This window comes from Catelliglobosispora koreensis DSM 44566 (assembly GCF_000379685.1).
GTDB classification, from domain to species: Bacteria; Actinomycetota; Actinomycetes; order Mycobacteriales; family Micromonosporaceae; genus Catelliglobosispora; species Catelliglobosispora koreensis.
In genome coordinates this window covers 542,462-558,718 of sequence record NZ_KB903250.1, presented here as the reverse complement: position 1 = coordinate 558,718, position 16,257 = coordinate 542,462, and the positions used below count along the sequence as shown (strand labels likewise).

Annotated in this window: 17 protein-coding genes and 1 pseudogene; 9 read left to right on the top strand and 9 right to left on the bottom strand. The window is 65.2% G+C overall.

The genetic code is table 11. From position 1 onward, the window contains the following. Positions 1-81 precede the first annotated feature (81 nt). Positions 82-843, bottom strand: a complete 762-nt coding sequence (locus A3E1_RS0109860; RefSeq protein WP_020520593.1) for a hypothetical protein — start codon at positions 841-843, stop codon at positions 82-84. A 43-nt stretch (positions 844-886) separates the two neighbouring features. Between A3E1_RS0109860 and A3E1_RS0109855 the strand changes: the two genes are divergently transcribed. Both A3E1_RS0109855 and A3E1_RS0109850 read left to right on the top strand, forming a co-directional pair. After that, positions 887-1,807: a Ppx/GppA phosphatase family protein gene (locus tag A3E1_RS0109855; RefSeq protein ID WP_020520592.1), complete on the top strand. Its 921-nt coding sequence runs from the start codon at positions 887-889 to the stop codon at positions 1,805-1,807. A gap of 18 nt (positions 1,808-1,825) precedes the next feature. After that, positions 1,826-2,617 (top strand): sugar phosphate isomerase/epimerase family protein, encoded by a 792-nt coding sequence (locus A3E1_RS0109850; protein WP_245571116.1) that lies wholly within the window; start codon positions 1,826-1,828, stop codon positions 2,615-2,617. Here the strand turns inward: A3E1_RS0109850 and A3E1_RS0109845 are convergent. The 3 genes from A3E1_RS0109845 to A3E1_RS0109835 are packed head-to-tail and all read right to left on the bottom strand — an operon-like array spanning position 2,614 to position 4,665. Continuing rightward, on the bottom strand, positions 2,614-3,183 hold the full coding sequence (locus A3E1_RS0109845) for a CGNR zinc finger domain-containing protein (RefSeq protein WP_026208273.1): 570 nt from the start codon (positions 3,181-3,183) through the stop codon (positions 2,614-2,616). The genes A3E1_RS0109850 and A3E1_RS0109845 overlap by 4 nt on opposite strands. Positions 3,184-3,229: 46 nt before the next feature. After that, positions 3,230-4,321, bottom strand: a complete 1,092-nt coding sequence (locus A3E1_RS0109840; RefSeq protein ID WP_020520589.1) for a glutathionylspermidine synthase family protein — start codon at positions 4,319-4,321, stop codon at positions 3,230-3,232. Further along, a complete protein-coding gene (locus A3E1_RS0109835) occupies positions 4,309-4,665 on the bottom strand; it encodes a hypothetical protein (RefSeq protein ID WP_020520588.1) in 357 nt (118 codons plus the stop codon). Before A3E1_RS0109835 ends, A3E1_RS0109840 begins: the two co-directional genes overlap by 13 nt. A gap of 60 nt (positions 4,666-4,725) precedes the next feature. On the opposite strand from A3E1_RS0109835, the gene A3E1_RS0109830 reads away from it, so the two are divergent. The 6 genes from A3E1_RS0109830 (at position 4,726) to A3E1_RS0109805 (ending at position 9,400) form a co-directional block, all read left to right on the top strand. After that, the gene (locus A3E1_RS0109830) at positions 4,726-5,652 is read left to right on the top strand and encodes a proline dehydrogenase family protein (RefSeq protein ID WP_020520587.1); all 927 of its coding nucleotides are present in this window, start codon (positions 4,726-4,728) and stop codon (positions 5,650-5,652) included. A 24-nt stretch (positions 5,653-5,676) separates the two neighbouring features. Then, positions 5,677-7,059, top strand: coding sequence for a hypothetical protein (locus tag A3E1_RS0109825; RefSeq protein WP_157631418.1), 1,383 nt, complete (start codon positions 5,677-5,679; stop codon positions 7,057-7,059). 50 nt (positions 7,060-7,109) lie between these two features. Continuing rightward, on the top strand, positions 7,110-7,319 hold the full coding sequence (locus A3E1_RS0109820; RefSeq protein ID WP_026208270.1) for a helix-turn-helix domain-containing protein: 210 nt from the start codon (positions 7,110-7,112) through the stop codon (positions 7,317-7,319). 84 nt (positions 7,320-7,403) lie between these two features. Then, positions 7,404-7,505, top strand: a complete 102-nt coding sequence (locus A3E1_RS45995) for a 30S ribosomal protein bS22 (RefSeq protein ID WP_020520584.1) — start codon at positions 7,404-7,406, stop codon at positions 7,503-7,505. 19 nt (positions 7,506-7,524) lie between these two features. Then, on the top strand, positions 7,525-8,553 hold the full coding sequence (locus A3E1_RS0109810; RefSeq protein ID WP_026208269.1) for an NAD-dependent epimerase/dehydratase family protein: 1,029 nt from the start codon (positions 7,525-7,527) through the stop codon (positions 8,551-8,553). Beyond that, on the top strand, positions 8,540-9,400 hold the full coding sequence (locus tag A3E1_RS0109805) for a lysophospholipid acyltransferase family protein (protein WP_020520582.1): 861 nt from the start codon (positions 8,540-8,542) through the stop codon (positions 9,398-9,400). The genes A3E1_RS0109810 and A3E1_RS0109805 overlap by 14 nt, the downstream gene beginning before the upstream one ends. 3 nt (positions 9,401-9,403) lie before the next feature. Here A3E1_RS0109805 and A3E1_RS39660 read toward each other — a convergent pair whose 3' ends face one another. Next, the gene (locus tag A3E1_RS39660; protein WP_020520581.1) at positions 9,404-10,606 is read right to left on the bottom strand and encodes an MDR family MFS transporter; all 1,203 of its coding nucleotides are present in this window, start codon (positions 10,604-10,606) and stop codon (positions 9,404-9,406) included. 46 nt (positions 10,607-10,652) lie between these two features. Between A3E1_RS39660 and pdxR the strand changes: the two genes are divergently transcribed. Continuing rightward, positions 10,653-12,035, top strand: a complete 1,383-nt coding sequence (gene pdxR / locus A3E1_RS0109795) for a MocR-like pyridoxine biosynthesis transcription factor PdxR (RefSeq protein ID WP_020520580.1) — start codon at positions 10,653-10,655, stop codon at positions 12,033-12,035. Here the strand turns inward: pdxR and A3E1_RS0109790 are convergent. From A3E1_RS0109790 to A3E1_RS0109775, 4 genes and pseudogenes are all read right to left on the bottom strand, one after another. Then, a complete protein-coding gene (locus A3E1_RS0109790; RefSeq protein WP_020520579.1) occupies positions 12,025-13,143 on the bottom strand; it encodes a hypothetical protein in 1,119 nt (372 codons plus the stop codon). The genes pdxR and A3E1_RS0109790 overlap by 11 nt on opposite strands. Continuing rightward, positions 13,128-13,964, bottom strand: a complete 837-nt coding sequence (locus A3E1_RS0109785) for an HAD family hydrolase (protein ID WP_020520578.1) — start codon at positions 13,962-13,964, stop codon at positions 13,128-13,130. The genes A3E1_RS0109790 and A3E1_RS0109785 overlap by 16 nt, the downstream gene beginning before the upstream one ends. Before the next feature lie 297 nt (positions 13,965-14,261). Beyond that, positions 14,262-15,101, bottom strand: a pseudogene (locus A3E1_RS39655) (DUF5667 domain-containing protein); the annotation flags it as partial. Between the two features lie 88 nt (positions 15,102-15,189). Further along, positions 15,190-16,056, bottom strand: coding sequence for an ECF subfamily RNA polymerase sigma factor, BldN family (locus A3E1_RS0109775; RefSeq protein ID WP_051104957.1), 867 nt, complete (start codon positions 16,054-16,056; stop codon positions 15,190-15,192). Between the last annotated feature and the right edge of the window lie 201 nt (positions 16,057-16,257).

Genomic DNA, 16,257 nt, shown 5'->3' with positions numbered 1-16,257 from the left:
CAATCACGGATCCGCCGGAACCGAGGGCAAGCGGCGGTGGCCATGAATCATGGCCCGCGCGGCACAGCACCACTTAACGCTTTAGGGCTTTGCGGCGGTGGTGGCGGGGTGGATGGCCAGCAGACCGCGCGAGGCGGAACGTTGCTGGCACAGGTCTTGCAGCATCGCGTAAGCCTTGTCGCCCAGCAGGGCGGTCAGTTCGGGTCCGTAGGAGACGTAGACCGGTTCCTTGCCCACGTGGGCTTCTGGCGACGATGTGCACCACCAGTCGAGGTCGTGGCCGCCGGAGCCCCAGGCGCGGCGGTCGAACTCGCCGATGATCGACACCAGGACCTTGGTCTCATCGGGACGCGTGACCCACTGCTGATCCCGGCGAATGGGCAGTTGCCAGCACACATCGGGCTTGTATTCCAGCGGGTGCACGCCGTCGCGCAGCGCTTGGCCATGCAGGGCACAGCCGCCACCGGCGGGGAAGTCAGGATCGTTCTGGAACACGCATCCCGCGTTTTTCCGGGTTGCCGTGCGGCGCGCGGGCTTGTCGTCGAGCTCGTCCTCATCGGTCCAGTTCTTGAAACCCTTGCGGTAGTACTGCCACGTTTCCGGGGTCAGTCGCTTAACCGCCGCACGCACTCTCTTCACATCGTCTTTGTCAGTGAAGAAGGCGCCATGGGAACAACAGCCTTCAACAGCCCGGCCGGCGATGATGCCTTTGCAGCCTGTGCCATAGATGCAGCTCCAGCGAGACAGCAGCCAGGTGAGGTCGGCCCGGATCAGATGGTCTTCGTCGCCGGGATCGCTGAATTCGATCCACTCACGCGGGAAGCCAAGCAGCACTTCTTTCACGAGCCAAGCGTACGCGGGTGCGAGCGAGCATTACGGTAGGCGCATGCGCTTAGGTGTGCTTGACGTTGGTTCCAACACCGTTCACCTGCTCGTGGTGGACGCGCATCCCGGTGCGCACCCGTGGCCGGCGCATTCGCAGAAGGAACAGCTGCGCCTTGCCGAGCAGCTCCACCAAAACGGCGCGCTCAGTAAGCACGGCTCGGATTCCCTCGTGGCCGCGTGCCGTCAGGCCAAGCTCGCGGCGGAACGGCTTCAAGTGGACGAGTTCATGGCTTTCGCCACCAGTGCCGTCCGCGATGCCAGCAATTCCGCCGAAGTGCTGCGCCGGGTGTGGCTGGAAACGGGCGTCGATCTGAAGGTGCTCTCCGGAGAGGATGAGGCGCGCATGACGTTCCTGGCGGTCCGCCGCTGGTTCGGATGGTCGGCGGGACGGCTCCTAGTGCTGGACATCGGCGGCGGCTCGCTCGAAATCGCGGCAGGCATCGACGAATCGCCCGATGTAGCTATTTCGCTGCCCTTGGGAGCCGGCCGGCTGCGCCGCGAACGGCTCAAGAACGATCCACCGGCGCCTGCCGAACTCGAGTCGCTTGAGTCCTATGTGGACAAGCTGCTGGATCACAAAGAACTCGACAAGGTCGGCGGCTGGGATCTGGCGGCGGCGACCTCCAAGACGTTTCGCACCCTCGCCCGGCTCGCGGGAGCGGCGCCCTCCGCCGCAGGGCTGTGGGCGCCCCGCCAGCTCACGCTCACGGGACTGCACCAAGTCAGTGCGTTCATCCGCCGGATTCCGTCTACCGGACTGGCCGAATTGGACGGCGTCAGTCCTAGCCGCGCCCATCAGCTGCCCGCGGGTGCCATCGTCGCCCAGCGCGCGATGCAGCGCCTGGGGCTCGACGAGCTGCGGATCTGCCCGTGGGCTCTGCGCGAAGGGGTCATTCTGTCGCGTTTAGACCAGCTGACTTAACGGGTTAGGGTGGAGGGCGTGTCTGTTCCAGTGCTGCTATCGACCTCTTCGGTCTTTCCGGAGCCCACAGCAGCTGCCTTCGAGGTAGCGGCGACGCTTGGCTATGACGGGGTAGAGGTGATGGTCTGGACCGACGCCGTTAGCCAGGATCCCAGCGCGCTTAAGGGCTTGGTGCACCATTACGGCGTACCCATCAAATCTATTCATGCTCCTTGTCTTTTGGTGACGCAGCGTGTGTGGAGCAGTGACCCGATGGAGCGGCTCCGGCGTGCGGTGATCCTCGCCGAGGAGCTGGAAGCACCGACGGTCGTCGTGCACCCGCCATTCACCTGGCAGCGTGATTACGCCCGTGGCTTCGCCGATGGCCTGCACAAACTGGCCGGGCGGCATCCGGGCATCAAGATTGCCGTCGAGAACATGTACCCGGTGCGCATGGGCAAGCGGAAGTTCGTGCCCTATTCGCCTGGCTGGGACCCAACCGAGACAGGTTACGAGTCATACACTTTGGACGTTTCGCACTGCGCGGCGTCGCGAGTGGACGCCGTCGAGATGGCCGACACGATGGCCAGCAATCTGGCACACATCCACCTCGGTGACGGCACAGGTGAAGGACGCGACGAACACCTCGTGCCCGGCCGCGGCGCACAGCCGTGTGCCGAGCTGCTCGAATCACTCGCGGGACGGGGTTTCACCGGTTCGGTGGCACTCGAAGTCGCCACCCGGCGTTCGCGCAGCAGGGCCGACCGGGAGCGTGACTTGGCTGAGGCCCTGGCTTTCACCAGGGCACATTTGAGCGTTGCGGTTAGTTAGCCGACCGGCGCCAGCTGCACCGCGTCGAGCCGCATCGCGGTCTCCTCGATCGCGGCGCGCTTGCGGGCACGGTGCGCGGCGACGTGCGACCTGGTGGCGCAGCGCTCCGAGCAGAACCGGCGGCAGTTGTTAGACGACGTGTCGAGGTAGACGTTGCCGCAGCGTTCGTCGGCACACACGCCAAAGCGTGCGCTGCCGAACTCGCACAGCCAGACCGACAGACCCCAGACCGCTCCAGCGAGGTATTCAGCGCTGACCATCGAGCCGCGCGACGTCACGTGAATGTGCCAGTTGCCGGACTCATGTCCGGAGATGCGTGGGTGCACCGGGTGCTGTTCCAGCAGCGAGTTCAGTTCGTCGACCGCGTCGTGCTCGCGGCCGCCCGATCCGTGTTCGAAAACGTCGCGCAGCCTCTTCTGAGCCCGCCGGAAGATCTGGAGATCGCGGTCGGTGGGGTCCTCACACATCCATTCCGGTTCCGGGAACAGGGCTTTGAGGTCGCTGAGATCGTCCAGAGGCGCATTGACTAGGTCAACCGCCATTCGGGCGTACGCATCGAAGTCCACCCGACAAAGGTAGTGCACTTCGCGGCGAATCGGTGTGCCACGGTTGTTACAAGATGTAATGCGGGACGAACCGCGCAGATGAATCGGTGATTAGTCCAGCGCTTTCCCGAATGCCGAGCCCGGCCGCCTCGCCGCCAGCAATCCACGAACCGAGAACCGGGTGATTCCCGTCGAAATCCGGTAAAGGCATCCATTCTTGATAGCAATGTCCCGCGCCGGGCGTTTCGTTGATCGTGATTCCGGCGCCTTCGCGTCCGTGCAGCGGCTTGGCCACATAGGCGCTCAGCTCACGCGGGCCGTCGAGGTAGGCGGGCAGCAGCAGCTCATGGCCCGGATAGAGCTCCCAGAGAATCGCTAGCAGGGCTTTGTTCGACAGCAGGAGTTTCCACGACGGTTCGATCCACGTCGTTGGCGTGCCCGGCTCAAGCGCGAGCCTGCCGTAAGGCTCGGCCAGCATCCACTCCCACGGGTAGAGCTTGAAGCACGTCCGCAGCGGATCGCCGGCGCTGTCGCGGAACTCGCGGCCGTCCCACGCGATGTCCAGCATCGGCGTGACCTTGATCTCCAGACCGGCCTGGTGAGCGGTCTCGGCCAAGTAGCCGACCGTCATCAGGTCTTCGTAGGTCTCTTCGAGATTCGACCAGGCGAAGTGGACCGGGCCGTCGAGAGCGAACTTCTGCCACGTGGCGACCAGCGACTCATGCAGGCTGTTCCACTGGTCGTGCGCCGGATGCGTGTCCTGGAGCCAGAACCACTGGATGATCGCGGCCTCAAGCACAGAGGTCGGGGTGTCGCCGTTGAACTCAAGCAGCTTTGGGTTGCCGGTGCCGTCATAGCGCAAGTCGAACCGGCCGTAGAGGCTAGGCGGCTGTTCCCGCCAGCTGCTCCGGACGGCATCGTGTGCCCAAGCGGGCACACCGAAGTCGGCTAAGCGGTTCGTTTCAATGACGTGACCTGCGGCGGTGAGGCACATCTCATACAGCCGCTCGGTCTGCTCCTCCAGCTGGAGCACCTCAGCCATCGAGAACGCGTAGGCCGCCGTTTCATCCCAGTAGCGGACGTCTTCGGCGTACACCAACCCCTGCGAGCGGACTGTCTCGCGCCAGCCCGCCCGCGGAGTGCTGGCTATCCGCCGCATGACGCCAAATGGGTGCCAAAACCGCCCGTCGCCGGAACGACAGCGCCCTGTTCGCGTGCCGCCGGAGGAGCCGCTTGCACGCCGGAAAACCCAGCCGCGAAGACCTGTTCTCCGTTGGGGGCCATCGAATCGCAGTCGTCGTCGTCAATGTTGCTGCACACGCAGGCACCCACCGCGAGAAGCGCGACGATGCTGCCGAGGACGAGCATCGGCTTTTTCAAGCTGCTTTTCGGAGGCGGCTGGATCGGGCCACCGTTGCGTCCCTGCTGGCCCGCTTGGAAATTGCGCTGTTGGGCCTCCTTGATCAGGTCGCGATCGCGCTTGCGGGGTGGATGTTTCTTCACGCCTGCATTTGTAGCCGAGGCCGACAAGAGACGGGAGAGGTGGAAGCTAGTCTGATCCTTATGCTGCGTTCAGCCATCCTCGCCGCCGCCCGGTCACCCCGAGTGGAGAAGCTGGTCGAGACCGCCCCCGTTAGCCGCGATGTCGTCAAAAGATTCGTGGCTGGAACCACCACCGATGACGCGCTTGCCGCCACCCAGCAGCTAGCCGCCAGCGGGCTGAGCATCACCCTTGATCACCTCGGCGAAGACACCCTCAACGAGGCACAGGCGACCGCGACGACGGACGCCTACCTGGAGTTGTTGAAGGCGCTCGATTCCGCTGGCTTGACGAAGAACGGCCAGTCCGAGGTGAGCCTGAAGCTTTCCGCCCTGGGGCAAGCCTTCGATGAGGCCAAGGCCGAACGCAACGCCCGGGAGATCTGTGCGGCAGCAGCAGCCGCTGGCACGACCGTGACCCTGGACATGGAAGACCACACGACCACGGATTCCACCTTGGACATCCTGGCCCGGCTGCGGCGCGACTACCCCTCGACGGGCGCTGTGCTTCAGGCCTACCTGCGGCGCACCGAAGCCGACTGCCGGGAACTGGCGACCGCTGGCTCCCGGGTGCGGCTGTGCAAGGGCGCTTACAAAGAGCCCGAGCACGTGGCCTACCAGTCAGACCTTGAGGTCGACAAGTCCTACGTGCGGTGCATGAACATCCTCATGGCCGGCGACGGGTACCCGATGCTGGCGACCCACGACCCGCGGCTCATCGCGATCGGGGAAGACCGGGCGCGCTGGTTCGACCGCGAGCACGACCGGTTCGAATTCCAGATGCTCTACGGCATCCGGCCGGAGGAGCAGCTACGGCTGTCGCGGCTGGGCTACACCGTGCGGGTTTATGTGCCTTACGGGACGCAGTGGTACGGCTACCTCATGCGCCGGCTAGCCGAACGGCCCGCCAATCTCGGCTTTTTCGCTCGCGCACTGATGAGCAAGAAGTAGCCGTCTGCGGTAAGTTTGCCGCTCGTGCACCCCCAACACACGCCACACCCGCAGAACCCTCAGTACCCGCAGTACTACCCACACCCTCCGCAGTGGCCCGTTCAGGTGCCACCGCCGCAGCCGAAACGGCGCTGGGGCCGGTGGGTCGCGCTTGGTGCGGCGGTTCTCGTGTTGTGTTGCGCGGGCTCGGTGGCCGCGATTGTGGTGGTGCCGTCGCTGGGCAAGAAGGATCTGTTCACGAGCGCTAAGGCGCAGCCGACCAAGTCGCCTTCGATCGCGCCAGCGAAGAGTCCTTCGGCGGGCGATCCGCAGTCGGTGTTCCAGGCGTGGGCACACGAGAAAGTGCGTGAAGCGCTGGCTAAGCAGCGCACCGCCCTGCTCGCGGGCAACGAATCCGGTTTCCTGGCGGTCATCGACCCGAAGATCCCGGGGACGGAGAAGAACGCGCTCCTACGCACGTTCCGCTCGCTGCGCGCGATGAAGGTCGCCGATTGGCGCGATTCACCTGGTACGGCGGTGGATAAGTCGAATGGTTTGTGGGCCTTTGAGATTTTCAGCACGGCTTGCTTCGTCTCCGCCGAGTGTGAGGACGGCCCGGCTTCCGCTGACACCATTTGGCGAGTTGAGGGAGCCACGGCGACCTTGACATCGTGGAAGGCTTCCGACGAAGCGCACCCGTGGCAATACAGCGAACTGGTCGCCTCGTCCGGCGGGCGAACCGTGGTGGCTACGACCAAGAACTACGAGTCGCGCCTGCCGCAGCTCGTGGCCGAGGCGGAGAAGGCCGCCATCGTCGCGGACCGTTTCGCCCCAGCGGGTAAGACCCCGTCGCGTTATGTCATCTACTTCGCTGGCCAGACCGAGTGGAAGAACTGGTTTGGCTGGGATCCGCCGGAGTGGTCCGGTGGCGTGGCCATTGACGTCAGCGATGACCGCTACGAGCTGGTGCTCAACGGTCAGCTGCACCGCTCGGCCGTCGATGACCTGCTGCGGCACGAACTCACGCATGCCTCGTCGCTAGTCGGCAAGATTGGCGGCTCAAACGCACTGTGGTGGCTGATTGAAGGCATCGCCGAGTACGCCGAGATGCAAGGCGCGCCAGCCTCAACGCATCCGGGCATTTCCGAGGTGAAGAAGCTCGTCGATTCCGGTGATGTCACCAAAATCGATATCTCGGGACCGGGCCGCAAGACGGCTGAAGACGTCGTGGCCGGGCAATATGGCATCGCGTTCCTGGCGACGCGCTGCCTCGCGGAGCGGTTCACCGAGGAGAAGATGGTCGAGTTCTTCCACACCGTCGTGCACGACCAGAAGACGCTGGTGACCGCGTCGACTCAGGTCTTTCAGAGCGACTGGGGTTCGGTGAGCGCTGACTGCTTCAACTATGTGAAGCAAGCGGCCGGCTGATCTTTTCGAAGTCTCGCATTAGTCACTTCTGTCTCGGTAACATCGCAAATATGGTTAGTCCCGTGCATCAAGCGCGCTTGGGGGACGTCAAATTCCTCACCGTCGCTGAGGTGGCCACCCTCATGCGGGTGTCAAAGATGACGGTCTACCGGCTTGTGCATTCCGGTGAACTGACCGCCGTGCGCGTGGGGCGGTCGTTCCGGGTGCCTGAGCAGGCCGTCCACGACTACCTCCGAGGAGCCTTCCAATCGGCGGCTTAGCCCCGGAGGGACCCCCGCGAGCAGCTCCGCTACTCTGGACAGGTTCGGTACACCAACCACCCGTCAATCTGAGAGGGCTGCCGTATGGGCTCCGTGGTCAAGAAGCGCCGCAAGCGCATGGCTAAGAAGAAGCACCGCAAGCTGCTGCGCAAGACCCGCGTCCAACGTCGCAAGCTCGGCAAGTAACGGCCTTCCTGGGGGTTCGGTGGAGAAATCGGACGCACCCAGGGTGGTCGTCGTTACCGGCGTCAGCCGGTTCCTCGGCGCTCAGATCGCCGCCCAGATCGCTGCTGACCCAAGGGTCGAGCGGGTTATCGGTCTGGATCGCACCGATCCCCCCGGTGAATATCAAGACTTGCTGCGAAACGTTGAGCTACGCAAGTCCGACCTGACCCGGCACAGCGGAAGCACGCTGACGAAGCTTCGTGCTGAGGCAGTGGTGCACCTGGCTGTGGTGTCCTCTCCGGACGCCACCAAGGGCGGTCGTGCTGCGATGAAAGAGCAGAACGTCATCGGCACGATGCACCTGATCGCCGCCTGCCAGCAGACCGAGTCGCTCAAGCGGCTCGTGGTCCGCTCGTCGACGGCGGCCTATGGCGCTTCGTTTCGCGACCCTGCTGTGTTCACCGAGGAGACCGAGGCCCGCGACGTTCCGCGCGGTGGTTACGCGCGCGACATTCTGGATATCGAAGGTTACGTGCGTGGCTTCCGGCGGCGCCGGCCTGACGTGACGGCGACCGTGTTGCGGTTCGCCCCGTTCGCGGGCCCTGCCGCCGAAACGGTGCTGCTGAAGTATTTCGCGCAGCGGGTCGTGCCCACGGTGCTCGGACGCGATCCGCGCCTTCAGTTCGTGCACGTTGACGACGCCTTAGAGGTCTTGCGACGGTCCGTTGTGGAGGATCACCCGGGCACGTTCAATGTCGCTGGGCCGGGTGTCATCACGCTCGCGCAGGCGATCCGGCGGGCTGGGCGGATTTCGCTGCCCGTGCTGGAACCGTTGCTGCAAGCGGCGACCCAGATGGGTGGCGTCTCGCTGGACCAGGTGGACTTGTTCGTGCACGGCCGGGTCGTGGACACCACCCGGCTGGTACGCGAGTTCGGCTTCACCCCGCGCTCGACAGCGCAAGCATTCGAGGACTTCATCAAGTCGCACCAGGAGGGCGCGCTAGTGACTCCGTCGCGAGTGGAGTCCTTCTTGGACATGATCGAGGCGGTGCGGCGTGGACGTGCCTGAGCTTCGGGACGAGTTCGACGCTTCAATCGCCAATGGGCTGGCGTTTTTGCGCCGCCGTCTCACAGGCGACTACGAGGTCGATGACTTCGGCTTCGACGCTGACTTGACCGAGCACGTGTTCCATCCTGTGCTGCGGCAGCTTTACCGGCACTGGTTCCGCACCACTGTGGACGGTTCCAAGAACATTCCGGCCGAGGGCAGCGCGCTCATCGTGGCCAACCACTCCGGCACGGTCGCGCTCGACGCGCTCATGCTCTGCCTCGCGGTGCACGATGAGACCGAACCCCACCGGTTCCTGCGGCTGCTCGCCGCCGACTTCGTGTTCCGGTTGCCGATGGTTTCGGAGCTGGCCCGAAAATCAGGGGCGACCCTGGCCTGCAATCCCGATGTGGACCGGCTGCTGCACGACGGCCATCTGGTGGGTGTCTTCCCCGAAGGCTACAAAGGCGTGGGCAAGCACTACTCCCAGAAGTACAAGCTGCAGCGGTTTGGCCGCGCGGGCTTTGTTTCGGTCGCCTTGCGCAACCGCAAGCCCATCATTCCGGCCGCGATCGTTGGGGCGGAAGAGATTTACCCACTGCTCGGCAACATCAAGCCGCTGGCACGGCTTATCGGTGCACCCTATTTCCCTGTCACCCCAACGTTTCCCTGGCTCGGCCCACTCGGTCTGGTTCCGCTGCCGAGCAAGTGGCTGATCCGGTTCGGCGACCCGATCGACACCACACCGTGGGCCGACCAGGCCGACGATCCGGCCGTGGTCTTCAATCTCGCCGATCAGGTGCGGGAAACCATCCAGGGCATGCTCGGCGAGATGCTCAAGGAAAGACCCGACCCGTTCGAGGACTAGCCGTTACGCGGGAACCAGTTCAGGGGTCCGCAGTTGCGCCATCCGGTGCTCACGCACCCGTGCGGTCAGCACGTAGGCCGCCGCGGCGCCGACTCCCATGACGAGACAAGCGATCCAGAGCAATTCGCCGTGGCTGTGCAGCAGGTATCCGGCGAACAGTGGTGCGGCGAATCGTGAGAGCTGGCTCGCGGAGGAAAACACGCCGAAGTAGCGGCCCCGCAAGTGAATTGGTGCCAGGCCCGCCACGTTGGCGTCGAGCACGGAGAAGTAAGCCATTTCGCCGAGGGTCCAGACCGCGACGGTAACGGCGTAGAACCATGCCACATCGGCCAGTGCGGTCATTCCAAAGCCGACGCCGACGAGCAGCACGCCGAGCGCGAGAACCTTCGAGTGTGCCCGGTCGCGGATCAGGCGCGGCAAAAAGAGTTGTCCAATCACGATTAGCAAAGTGTTGACGACATAGATCCAGCCGTAAGCGGCCGCGTCCAGCCCGTCACGCTGCACGGCCAAAGGCAATCCAGCGTTGTTCTGCTTGAAGATCAGCTGAAACACGAAGAACAGCACCACAAAGGTGAGGAACACCCGGTCGGTGAGCACGTTGCGCAGTGAGCCTGAAGTAACGGAACTGTCCGTCGCGGTCGGCCGGGTTTCCGGAATGAGAAAGAACATGATCACGGCCAGGATCGCGACACCGGCCGCGTCGACCGCGAAGAGCAGAAAGAAATCCGCCCGCATTGCCACGGGCGCAAGCAGTGCGGCGATTGACGTGCCGATGTTGATGGACCAGTAGTTGATGCTGAACGCTCGCGTCCGGTCCGCTTCCGGGACAACGTCGGTCACCAGTGCACTGCTCGCTGTGCCGGCGAAGGAGATGCCAATTCCGTTGGCCAGCATCATGGCGGTGATGACGGGCAGGTCGGACGTCAAACCCGTGCCCAGCAAGGAAACCATGCAGATGAGATAGCCCGTGATCGCGGTGCGGCGCCTGCTCCAGCGATCGGCGAGCACTCCGCCGAGGGTGCTGCCGATGACACTGCCCACGCCCGCCATCGCGAGCACCACGCCGACTTGCACCGCGGTGAAGCCTCGCGCGCTTTGCAGGTAGAAGGTGAGGAAGATCAGCACGAACGAGGCGATGTTGCCGATCAGGGTGATGCTCCACAGGTACCAGAAAACCTTGGGTAAGCCGCGAGTGACGAGGTCCATGAGTCGACCTTGCGGTTCCAGTGGTCCGAAAATAAGCTCCACTTCGATGGAGGAAAACTGGTCCACTTTTCGCGAGCTGCTGCTGCCGGCCAAAACCGGGCCCCGGCGGCTTGAGCGCGCGCTGCGAGAAGCGATCCGTTCCGGCCACTTGCCCGCCGGAGTCCGGCTGCCCTCCACCCGGGATTTGGCCGCGCAGCTGGGCTTGGCTAGAGGGACCGTGACGGCTGCCTACGATCAGCTCATCGCCGAGGGCTACCTCGCCGCTCGGCGCGGCTCAGGCACCCGGGTCGCGCACGCGTCGGTCAGCGCGTCGGCAGCCGTCGCCATCCCCGAGCGGCCAGACCGCTGGGACCACGACTTGCGCAGCGGGATGCCCGCGCTCGGTGCCTTCCCCAGGGCCGCATGGATTTCCGCCTGCCGCAGCGGGCTCGATCTGCTGTCCGATCACGACTTGGGCTATCCGCAGGCACAAGGGCTCGCGGTGCTGCGCCAAGAACTCGCCGGATATCTGGCCCGCGTCAGGGCGATGGCGGTCCGGCCGGACGACCTGGTGATCACGCACGGTTCAGCGGAAGCGCTGGTGCTGTTGGTGCGCTCGTTGCGCGACGCCGGCCACACCGAGATCGCGGTCGAGGACCCGAGTTACCCGGGCCAGCTTGAGCTGATTGTCGAGCACGGCCTGCGCCCTGTGCCGGTCCGCGTTGACGACGAGGGCCTGCGCGTGACAGACCTAGAGCGCACGAATTGCCGCGCGGTCGTGGTGACTTCCGCGCATCAGTACCCGCTGGGCGTGGTGCTTAGCCCACGCCGGCGCCGCGCCTTGGTGCAGTGGGCTGAGGCGGCCGACGGGCTGATCATTGAGGACGATTACGACGCTGAGCACCGCTATGACCGGCCGGCTTTCGGTGCGCTGCAAGCACTTTCGCCCGAACGTGTCGCCTACCTTGGCACCGCGAGCAAGACGCTCGCCCCCGCGCTGCGGCTGGGCTGGCTTGTGCTGGCCGGGCCGCGGCTGGAGCAAGTCGTTGAAAGCAAACGGCTTTACGACCGCGGGGGCGGTGTTCTTGAGCAAGCAGGTTTCGCCGAGTTGCTGCGATCCGGTGGCTATGACAGGCATCTGCGCAAGACCCGACGCCTCTACCGGCAACGACGGGACGCCTTGCTAGCCGAGCTCGGGGCCCGATTCCCAGACTGGCAACCGGTCGGCATCGCCGCCGGGCTGCACGTCGTGTTGCGGCTGCCCGACGGAGTCAACGATCGCGAGGTGGCCAAACGGTTGGCAGACAAGGGAATCAGGCTCGCGCCCTTGTCGGCCTATGCCATGACCGCCGCGCCCTATCCGGGCTTGGTCATTGGCTACGGCAACGTGGGGGCCGACAGACTGCGAGCCGCTGCCGCCGCGATCGCTGGCGCGCTCTTCAAGACTTGATGAGGGTACGCAGATCAAGCACTCGCCACTGCGTCGTCTCGTTGTCTCCGGTTGACCACCACAGCACCGGCCCACGGCTGGCGACCTGGCCGATGTTGGCGGCGATGGTGACTGTCTTGTTCAGTTCGAGGTCATAGAGGGTGAGGTTGCCGCCACCGCGGGAGTAGACCTCAAAGCGATCGAGCAGCGCGACGTCCACGATGGACGCGGCGACGTTGCCGGTCGCGGTACGCAGGCGTTTGCGCCCGTCAGTCGTTAACAGTTCGATGATCGTGGATTCCCCGGTGGTACTGATAATGATCGCCCGGCACCACTTAGGCGAGCAGGCCATGAGTTCGTTGGCCTGCACCCCGATCACGACGCGTTCTTCGGATTCGAGGTTGCGCAGTTCAACCGGGCCGTCCAGGGGAGTGTTGACGGACGATAGCCATGGCCAGCCCACGAAGCTGAACGCGCCTTGCTGCTGGCGTACGTCGACCGGACCGCCCGTGAGCGCCACCGTGCGGACTTCGGTCGTGGGTTCCTCCGTGGGCGCGATGGAGATCCAGCTGAGCTGACCGTCATGGATGACGATGTCATCGCGTTTGTCGAACAGGGCGACATCGCCGGTGTCGCTGGTGATCAGCCGGGGTGCCGCGGCGAAGTTGTCGATCGCCCAGAGTGAGGTCTTGGCCGGTCCGTCCGGGGTGGTGGTGAGTTCCATCCACACCAGAAGGTCGCCGTCGAGGGCGAAGCCGGCGAACTCGGGCGTGTTCACCTTGGGCAGGCGGCGCAGTTCACGTTCACCCGTCTCGGTGACAAGGAGGAAGCGGACCGCTCCGTCTTCGGCGCTCGCCGTCCCGACGAACCGTTTGGCGTCAGCGAAGAACAGCGGCGTGAGGCGGGCGCCATCGTCGGTGGTCTTCTTGACTAGCTCGGCTTTGGCACCGGGATAGGCCTGCTCAAACGTTTCCGTGGTCGACGTCGCCGAAGCCGACGGGCCGTGTGCGGCGGGCCGCAGCATGAGCATCGCCGCCGCCCCGGCCAGGGCAAGAAGCAGCGCCATGGCGCGGGTCAGGCCGACGGTCGCCGGGTGGCGATGACGTCCCGTGTTCACAGCCCCCGCCATTTACGGCGCACCGCCATTCCGCCGATCACAGCACCGGCGACGGCACCGGCTCCGAGCGCGACCGGGATCGCGACCTTGGCGGCCTTGCGCCCGGTGCGGAAATCCCTTATCTCCCAGCCGTTATCCTTGGCCGCTTGCCGAAGCGCGCTGTCGGGGTTGACCGCGACGGCCCGCCCGACGGTGCTCAGCATGGGAACGTCGTTAATGGAGTCGCTGTAGGCCGAGCACTTGGCGAGGTCGAGCCCTTCCGCCGCGGCAAGAGCCTTGATCGCCACCGCTTTGGCCGGCCCGTGCATCATGTCGCCCGCGAGCCGCCCGGTGTAGTGCCCGTCGCGGATCTCGGCCACGGTGCCGATCGCACCGGTCAGCCCGAGCCGGGACGCGATCACGGTGCCTAACTCGACCGGAGCGGCCGTGACCAGCCAAACGCGCTCGCCAGCGGCGAGATGCAGGTCGGCCAGGGCTCGCGTGCCCGACCAAATCTTCTCGGCCATGAGTTCGTCGAAGATCTCCTCGCACAGGCGGGCCATGTCTTCGACTTTCCAGCCCTCGACAAAGGCGAGAGCGGCCTCCCGTGCTTCAGCGACATCGCCGGCGTGTTCGGCGGCCATCAGCCGGAATCGCAGCTGGCGCCAGGCGAACCGGGCGAGGTCGCCGGTGGTGAAGTAGCGCCGCGCGGCCAGGCCACGGGCGAAGTAGTAGATCGACGCGCCTTGCATCATCGTGTTGTCGACGTCGAAGAAGGCCGCCGAATCGGGCTGTGGCGGAACCATCAACGCAGCTTCAAGCTCGGCCGCGGCCCAGCCCGCTGACTCTGCCATGCATCCTCCTGCGGTCAGCTTTAGAGCGTAGCTGGATGGGCAAAGAATGAAGGGACGGCATCACGCCGTCCCTTCGTCCAAATTTGCTGGGGCTTAGCCGAGCAGACCGCCCAAGATCCGGCCAAGCTCGCTGAGCAGGCCGCCCTCTTCCTTCTTCTCTTCTTCGGTCGTGGCGGCAGGCGTGGGCGAACCCGACGATTGCGGAGCGGCGGCCGGGCCGTTGCCTGGCTGCCCGCTCGTCTGCCCAGGTGCCGTGGCCGTCCCGGTGGCCGACCCGCGGGTCTGGCCAAGTGGGGCGCAGTTGCCTGGCACCGGGCCAAGCTCGTCGCTGCCCACCGGCTTTACCCCGCAAGCGAGAGCGGAACGTGCGGCGATCGCGCGCTGCTCAACCTTGCTGAGCAGGGCCAACGACTCGGTGACCTTCTGGCGGCCGTTGCTGCCGCTCAGATCGAGCATGCGGCCAGCCAGCGAGCGCTGAGACGCGACGAACTTGTCCACCGCGTCGAGGGCCGTCGTGTCGTTGAGGGTCAGCGCCGACGTGACCAGCATGCGAATGCCGAGCCGCGTCTCATCGTCCATCTCGCTCAGGGCCGAAACGAAACCATTTTCGTCGCCCTTGATCGCGACCGCTTCGTGCAGACGCGTCCGGGCGAAGTCGAGGTAAAGCTGGCCGCGGCTCAGATCGGAACCGGCCAGCGCGAGCTGGGCTCGTTCCGTCGAGCGCTTCATGCCATAGAGCGCGTCGCCGGGCATCGCCTCGCCACTGGCGACGGACACGCCGGACAGCACCAGGGTGCCGGCGGCTATGCCGACGACCACCGCGCCGCGGGCACGGCTCTTGCCGCTGCCGGCTTGCGCGATGCGGCGCCGTAAGTTCGGCTTCGCCTCGGGCTGGGCGGTCACACCAATGCCATCGCGTTCTGCTGTGGCGATAAGCATCGCTCGCAGGTCACGACGGAACACTGGATCCGGGTCGGCGGCCAGAGGAATCGCTTGCAGCTGCTTGGCCTTGGCCACTAGGCCGGTCACCTCATCGTCACCCTTGGAGCGGGTGTGATGACGGCGGCCGCCGTTGGCCTCTTCCAGGAGCTGTGCGAAGCGCTCGGCGCGCGCACGAGGAAACAGAGACGCGTTCATCGCGAGCACCCCCCTTGGTTCTTGTTCGAGAAAACGGCTCGCACTCGGACAAACGCCAATTGGGTGTGTGTGGTTACGGCGTGACCCGTCACGGCTGGAAGCCTTCCGGTAGCAGTCTGGCCAGCGCGCGCACCGCGCGGTACTGCAGTGCCTTGATGGCACCCTCGTTTTTCCCCATGGCCTGGGCGGTCTCAGCGACCGAGAATCCCTGCAGGAAGCGCAGCACGATGCACTCCTGCTGCTCGGGGTTGAGTTGTTTGACAGCTGTGAGAAGCGCGACATTAGTGATGTGGTCGACGACGGCGGTTTCCGGGCTTCCCTCGGGGCCACGGTCCTCGCGGTCGGCGTCGAGCACGTCGCCGGTCGTGACCTCCAGCCGGTACCTGCCGGACTTGAAGTGGTCGGCGACGAGGTTGCGGGCGATGGTGACGAGCCAGGCGCCGAGGTCACGGCCCTGCCACGTGAAGCTGCTGATGCGCTTGAGCGCACGCAGGAACGTGTCTGACGTCAGGTCCTCGGCCAGCGGGCGGTTGCCCACGCGGAAGTAGATGAACCGGAAGACCGTGTCGACATAGCGGTCGTAGATGAGACCGAATGCCTCGGTGTCGCCCCCCTGGGCGCGCTCGACCAGCGTCCACACCTCGTGCGCGGCGTCGCTGGGGTCGGGCCGGTCGGGGTACCCGGTCGGGCCACCCGTTCCGGTGGTCTCCTCGGGGACAACCGGCAGAACGGTCGTCGGAGCTTCAGCGAGCGTGCCGCCGGGCCCCGTTTGGGTCGGCATGGCTGGACGTCCGTTCACCTTGGTGCTGCTCGGTTTGTGCCGTGCTGAGCCGTCGTTTTGCTGGCGCGTCCGAATCCGCTGCGTCGTCGGCGTCCGGTCGCCGTCGCCGCGCACCGCCGTGGAGAACATCTCGTTGAACGCTGATAGCGCTTGGCGCAGGGCGTCGATTCCCATGGCGCCGCCGCCCGGCATCAGCTCATCGCCATAGAAGACCGTATTCATCCAAACACCTCCGCGTGCCCCGCAATCCCGGCAATCTCCACCATAAGCCGACAAAGGCCCGCTTGGTACAGGTTCCGACTTATATCTGGCACTAAGGTCTCCTCCGGCTGAGAGGTGCAGGTCGTATGAGAGTACGACAAACCACCCATTCGA

Bases quoted from the DNA above. Each gene is read 5' to 3' on its own strand.
- A3E1_RS0109855 (WP_020520592.1), top strand. From the start codon at position 887: ATGCGCTTAGGTGTGCTTGACGTTGGTTCCAACACCGTTCACCTGCTC.
- A3E1_RS0109840 (WP_020520589.1), bottom strand. From the start codon at position 4,321: ATGCGGCGGATAGCCAGCACTCCGCGGGCGGGCTGGCGCGAGACAGTC.
- A3E1_RS0109830 (WP_020520587.1), top strand. From the start codon at position 4,726: ATGCTGCGTTCAGCCATCCTCGCCGCCGCCCGGTCACCCCGAGTGGAG.
- A3E1_RS0109820 (WP_026208270.1), top strand. From the start codon at position 7,110: ATGGTTAGTCCCGTGCATCAAGCGCGCTTGGGGGACGTCAAATTCCTC.
- A3E1_RS45995 (WP_020520584.1), top strand. From the start codon at position 7,404: ATGGGCTCCGTGGTCAAGAAGCGCCGCAAGCGCATGGCTAAGAAGAAG.
- A3E1_RS39660 (WP_020520581.1), bottom strand. From the start codon at position 10,606: ATGGACCTCGTCACTCGCGGCTTACCCAAGGTTTTCTGGTACCTGTGG.
- pdxR (WP_020520580.1), top strand. From the start codon at position 10,653: ATGGAGGAAAACTGGTCCACTTTTCGCGAGCTGCTGCTGCCGGCCAAA.
- A3E1_RS0109790 (WP_020520579.1), bottom strand. From the start codon at position 13,143: ATGGCGGGGGCTGTGAACACGGGACGTCATCGCCACCCGGCGACCGTC.
- A3E1_RS0109785 (WP_020520578.1), bottom strand. From the start codon at position 13,964: ATGGCAGAGTCAGCGGGCTGGGCCGCGGCCGAGCTTGAAGCTGCGTTG.
- A3E1_RS0109775 (WP_051104957.1), bottom strand. From the start codon at position 16,056: ATGGGAATCGACGCCCTGCGCCAAGCGCTATCAGCGTTCAACGAGATG.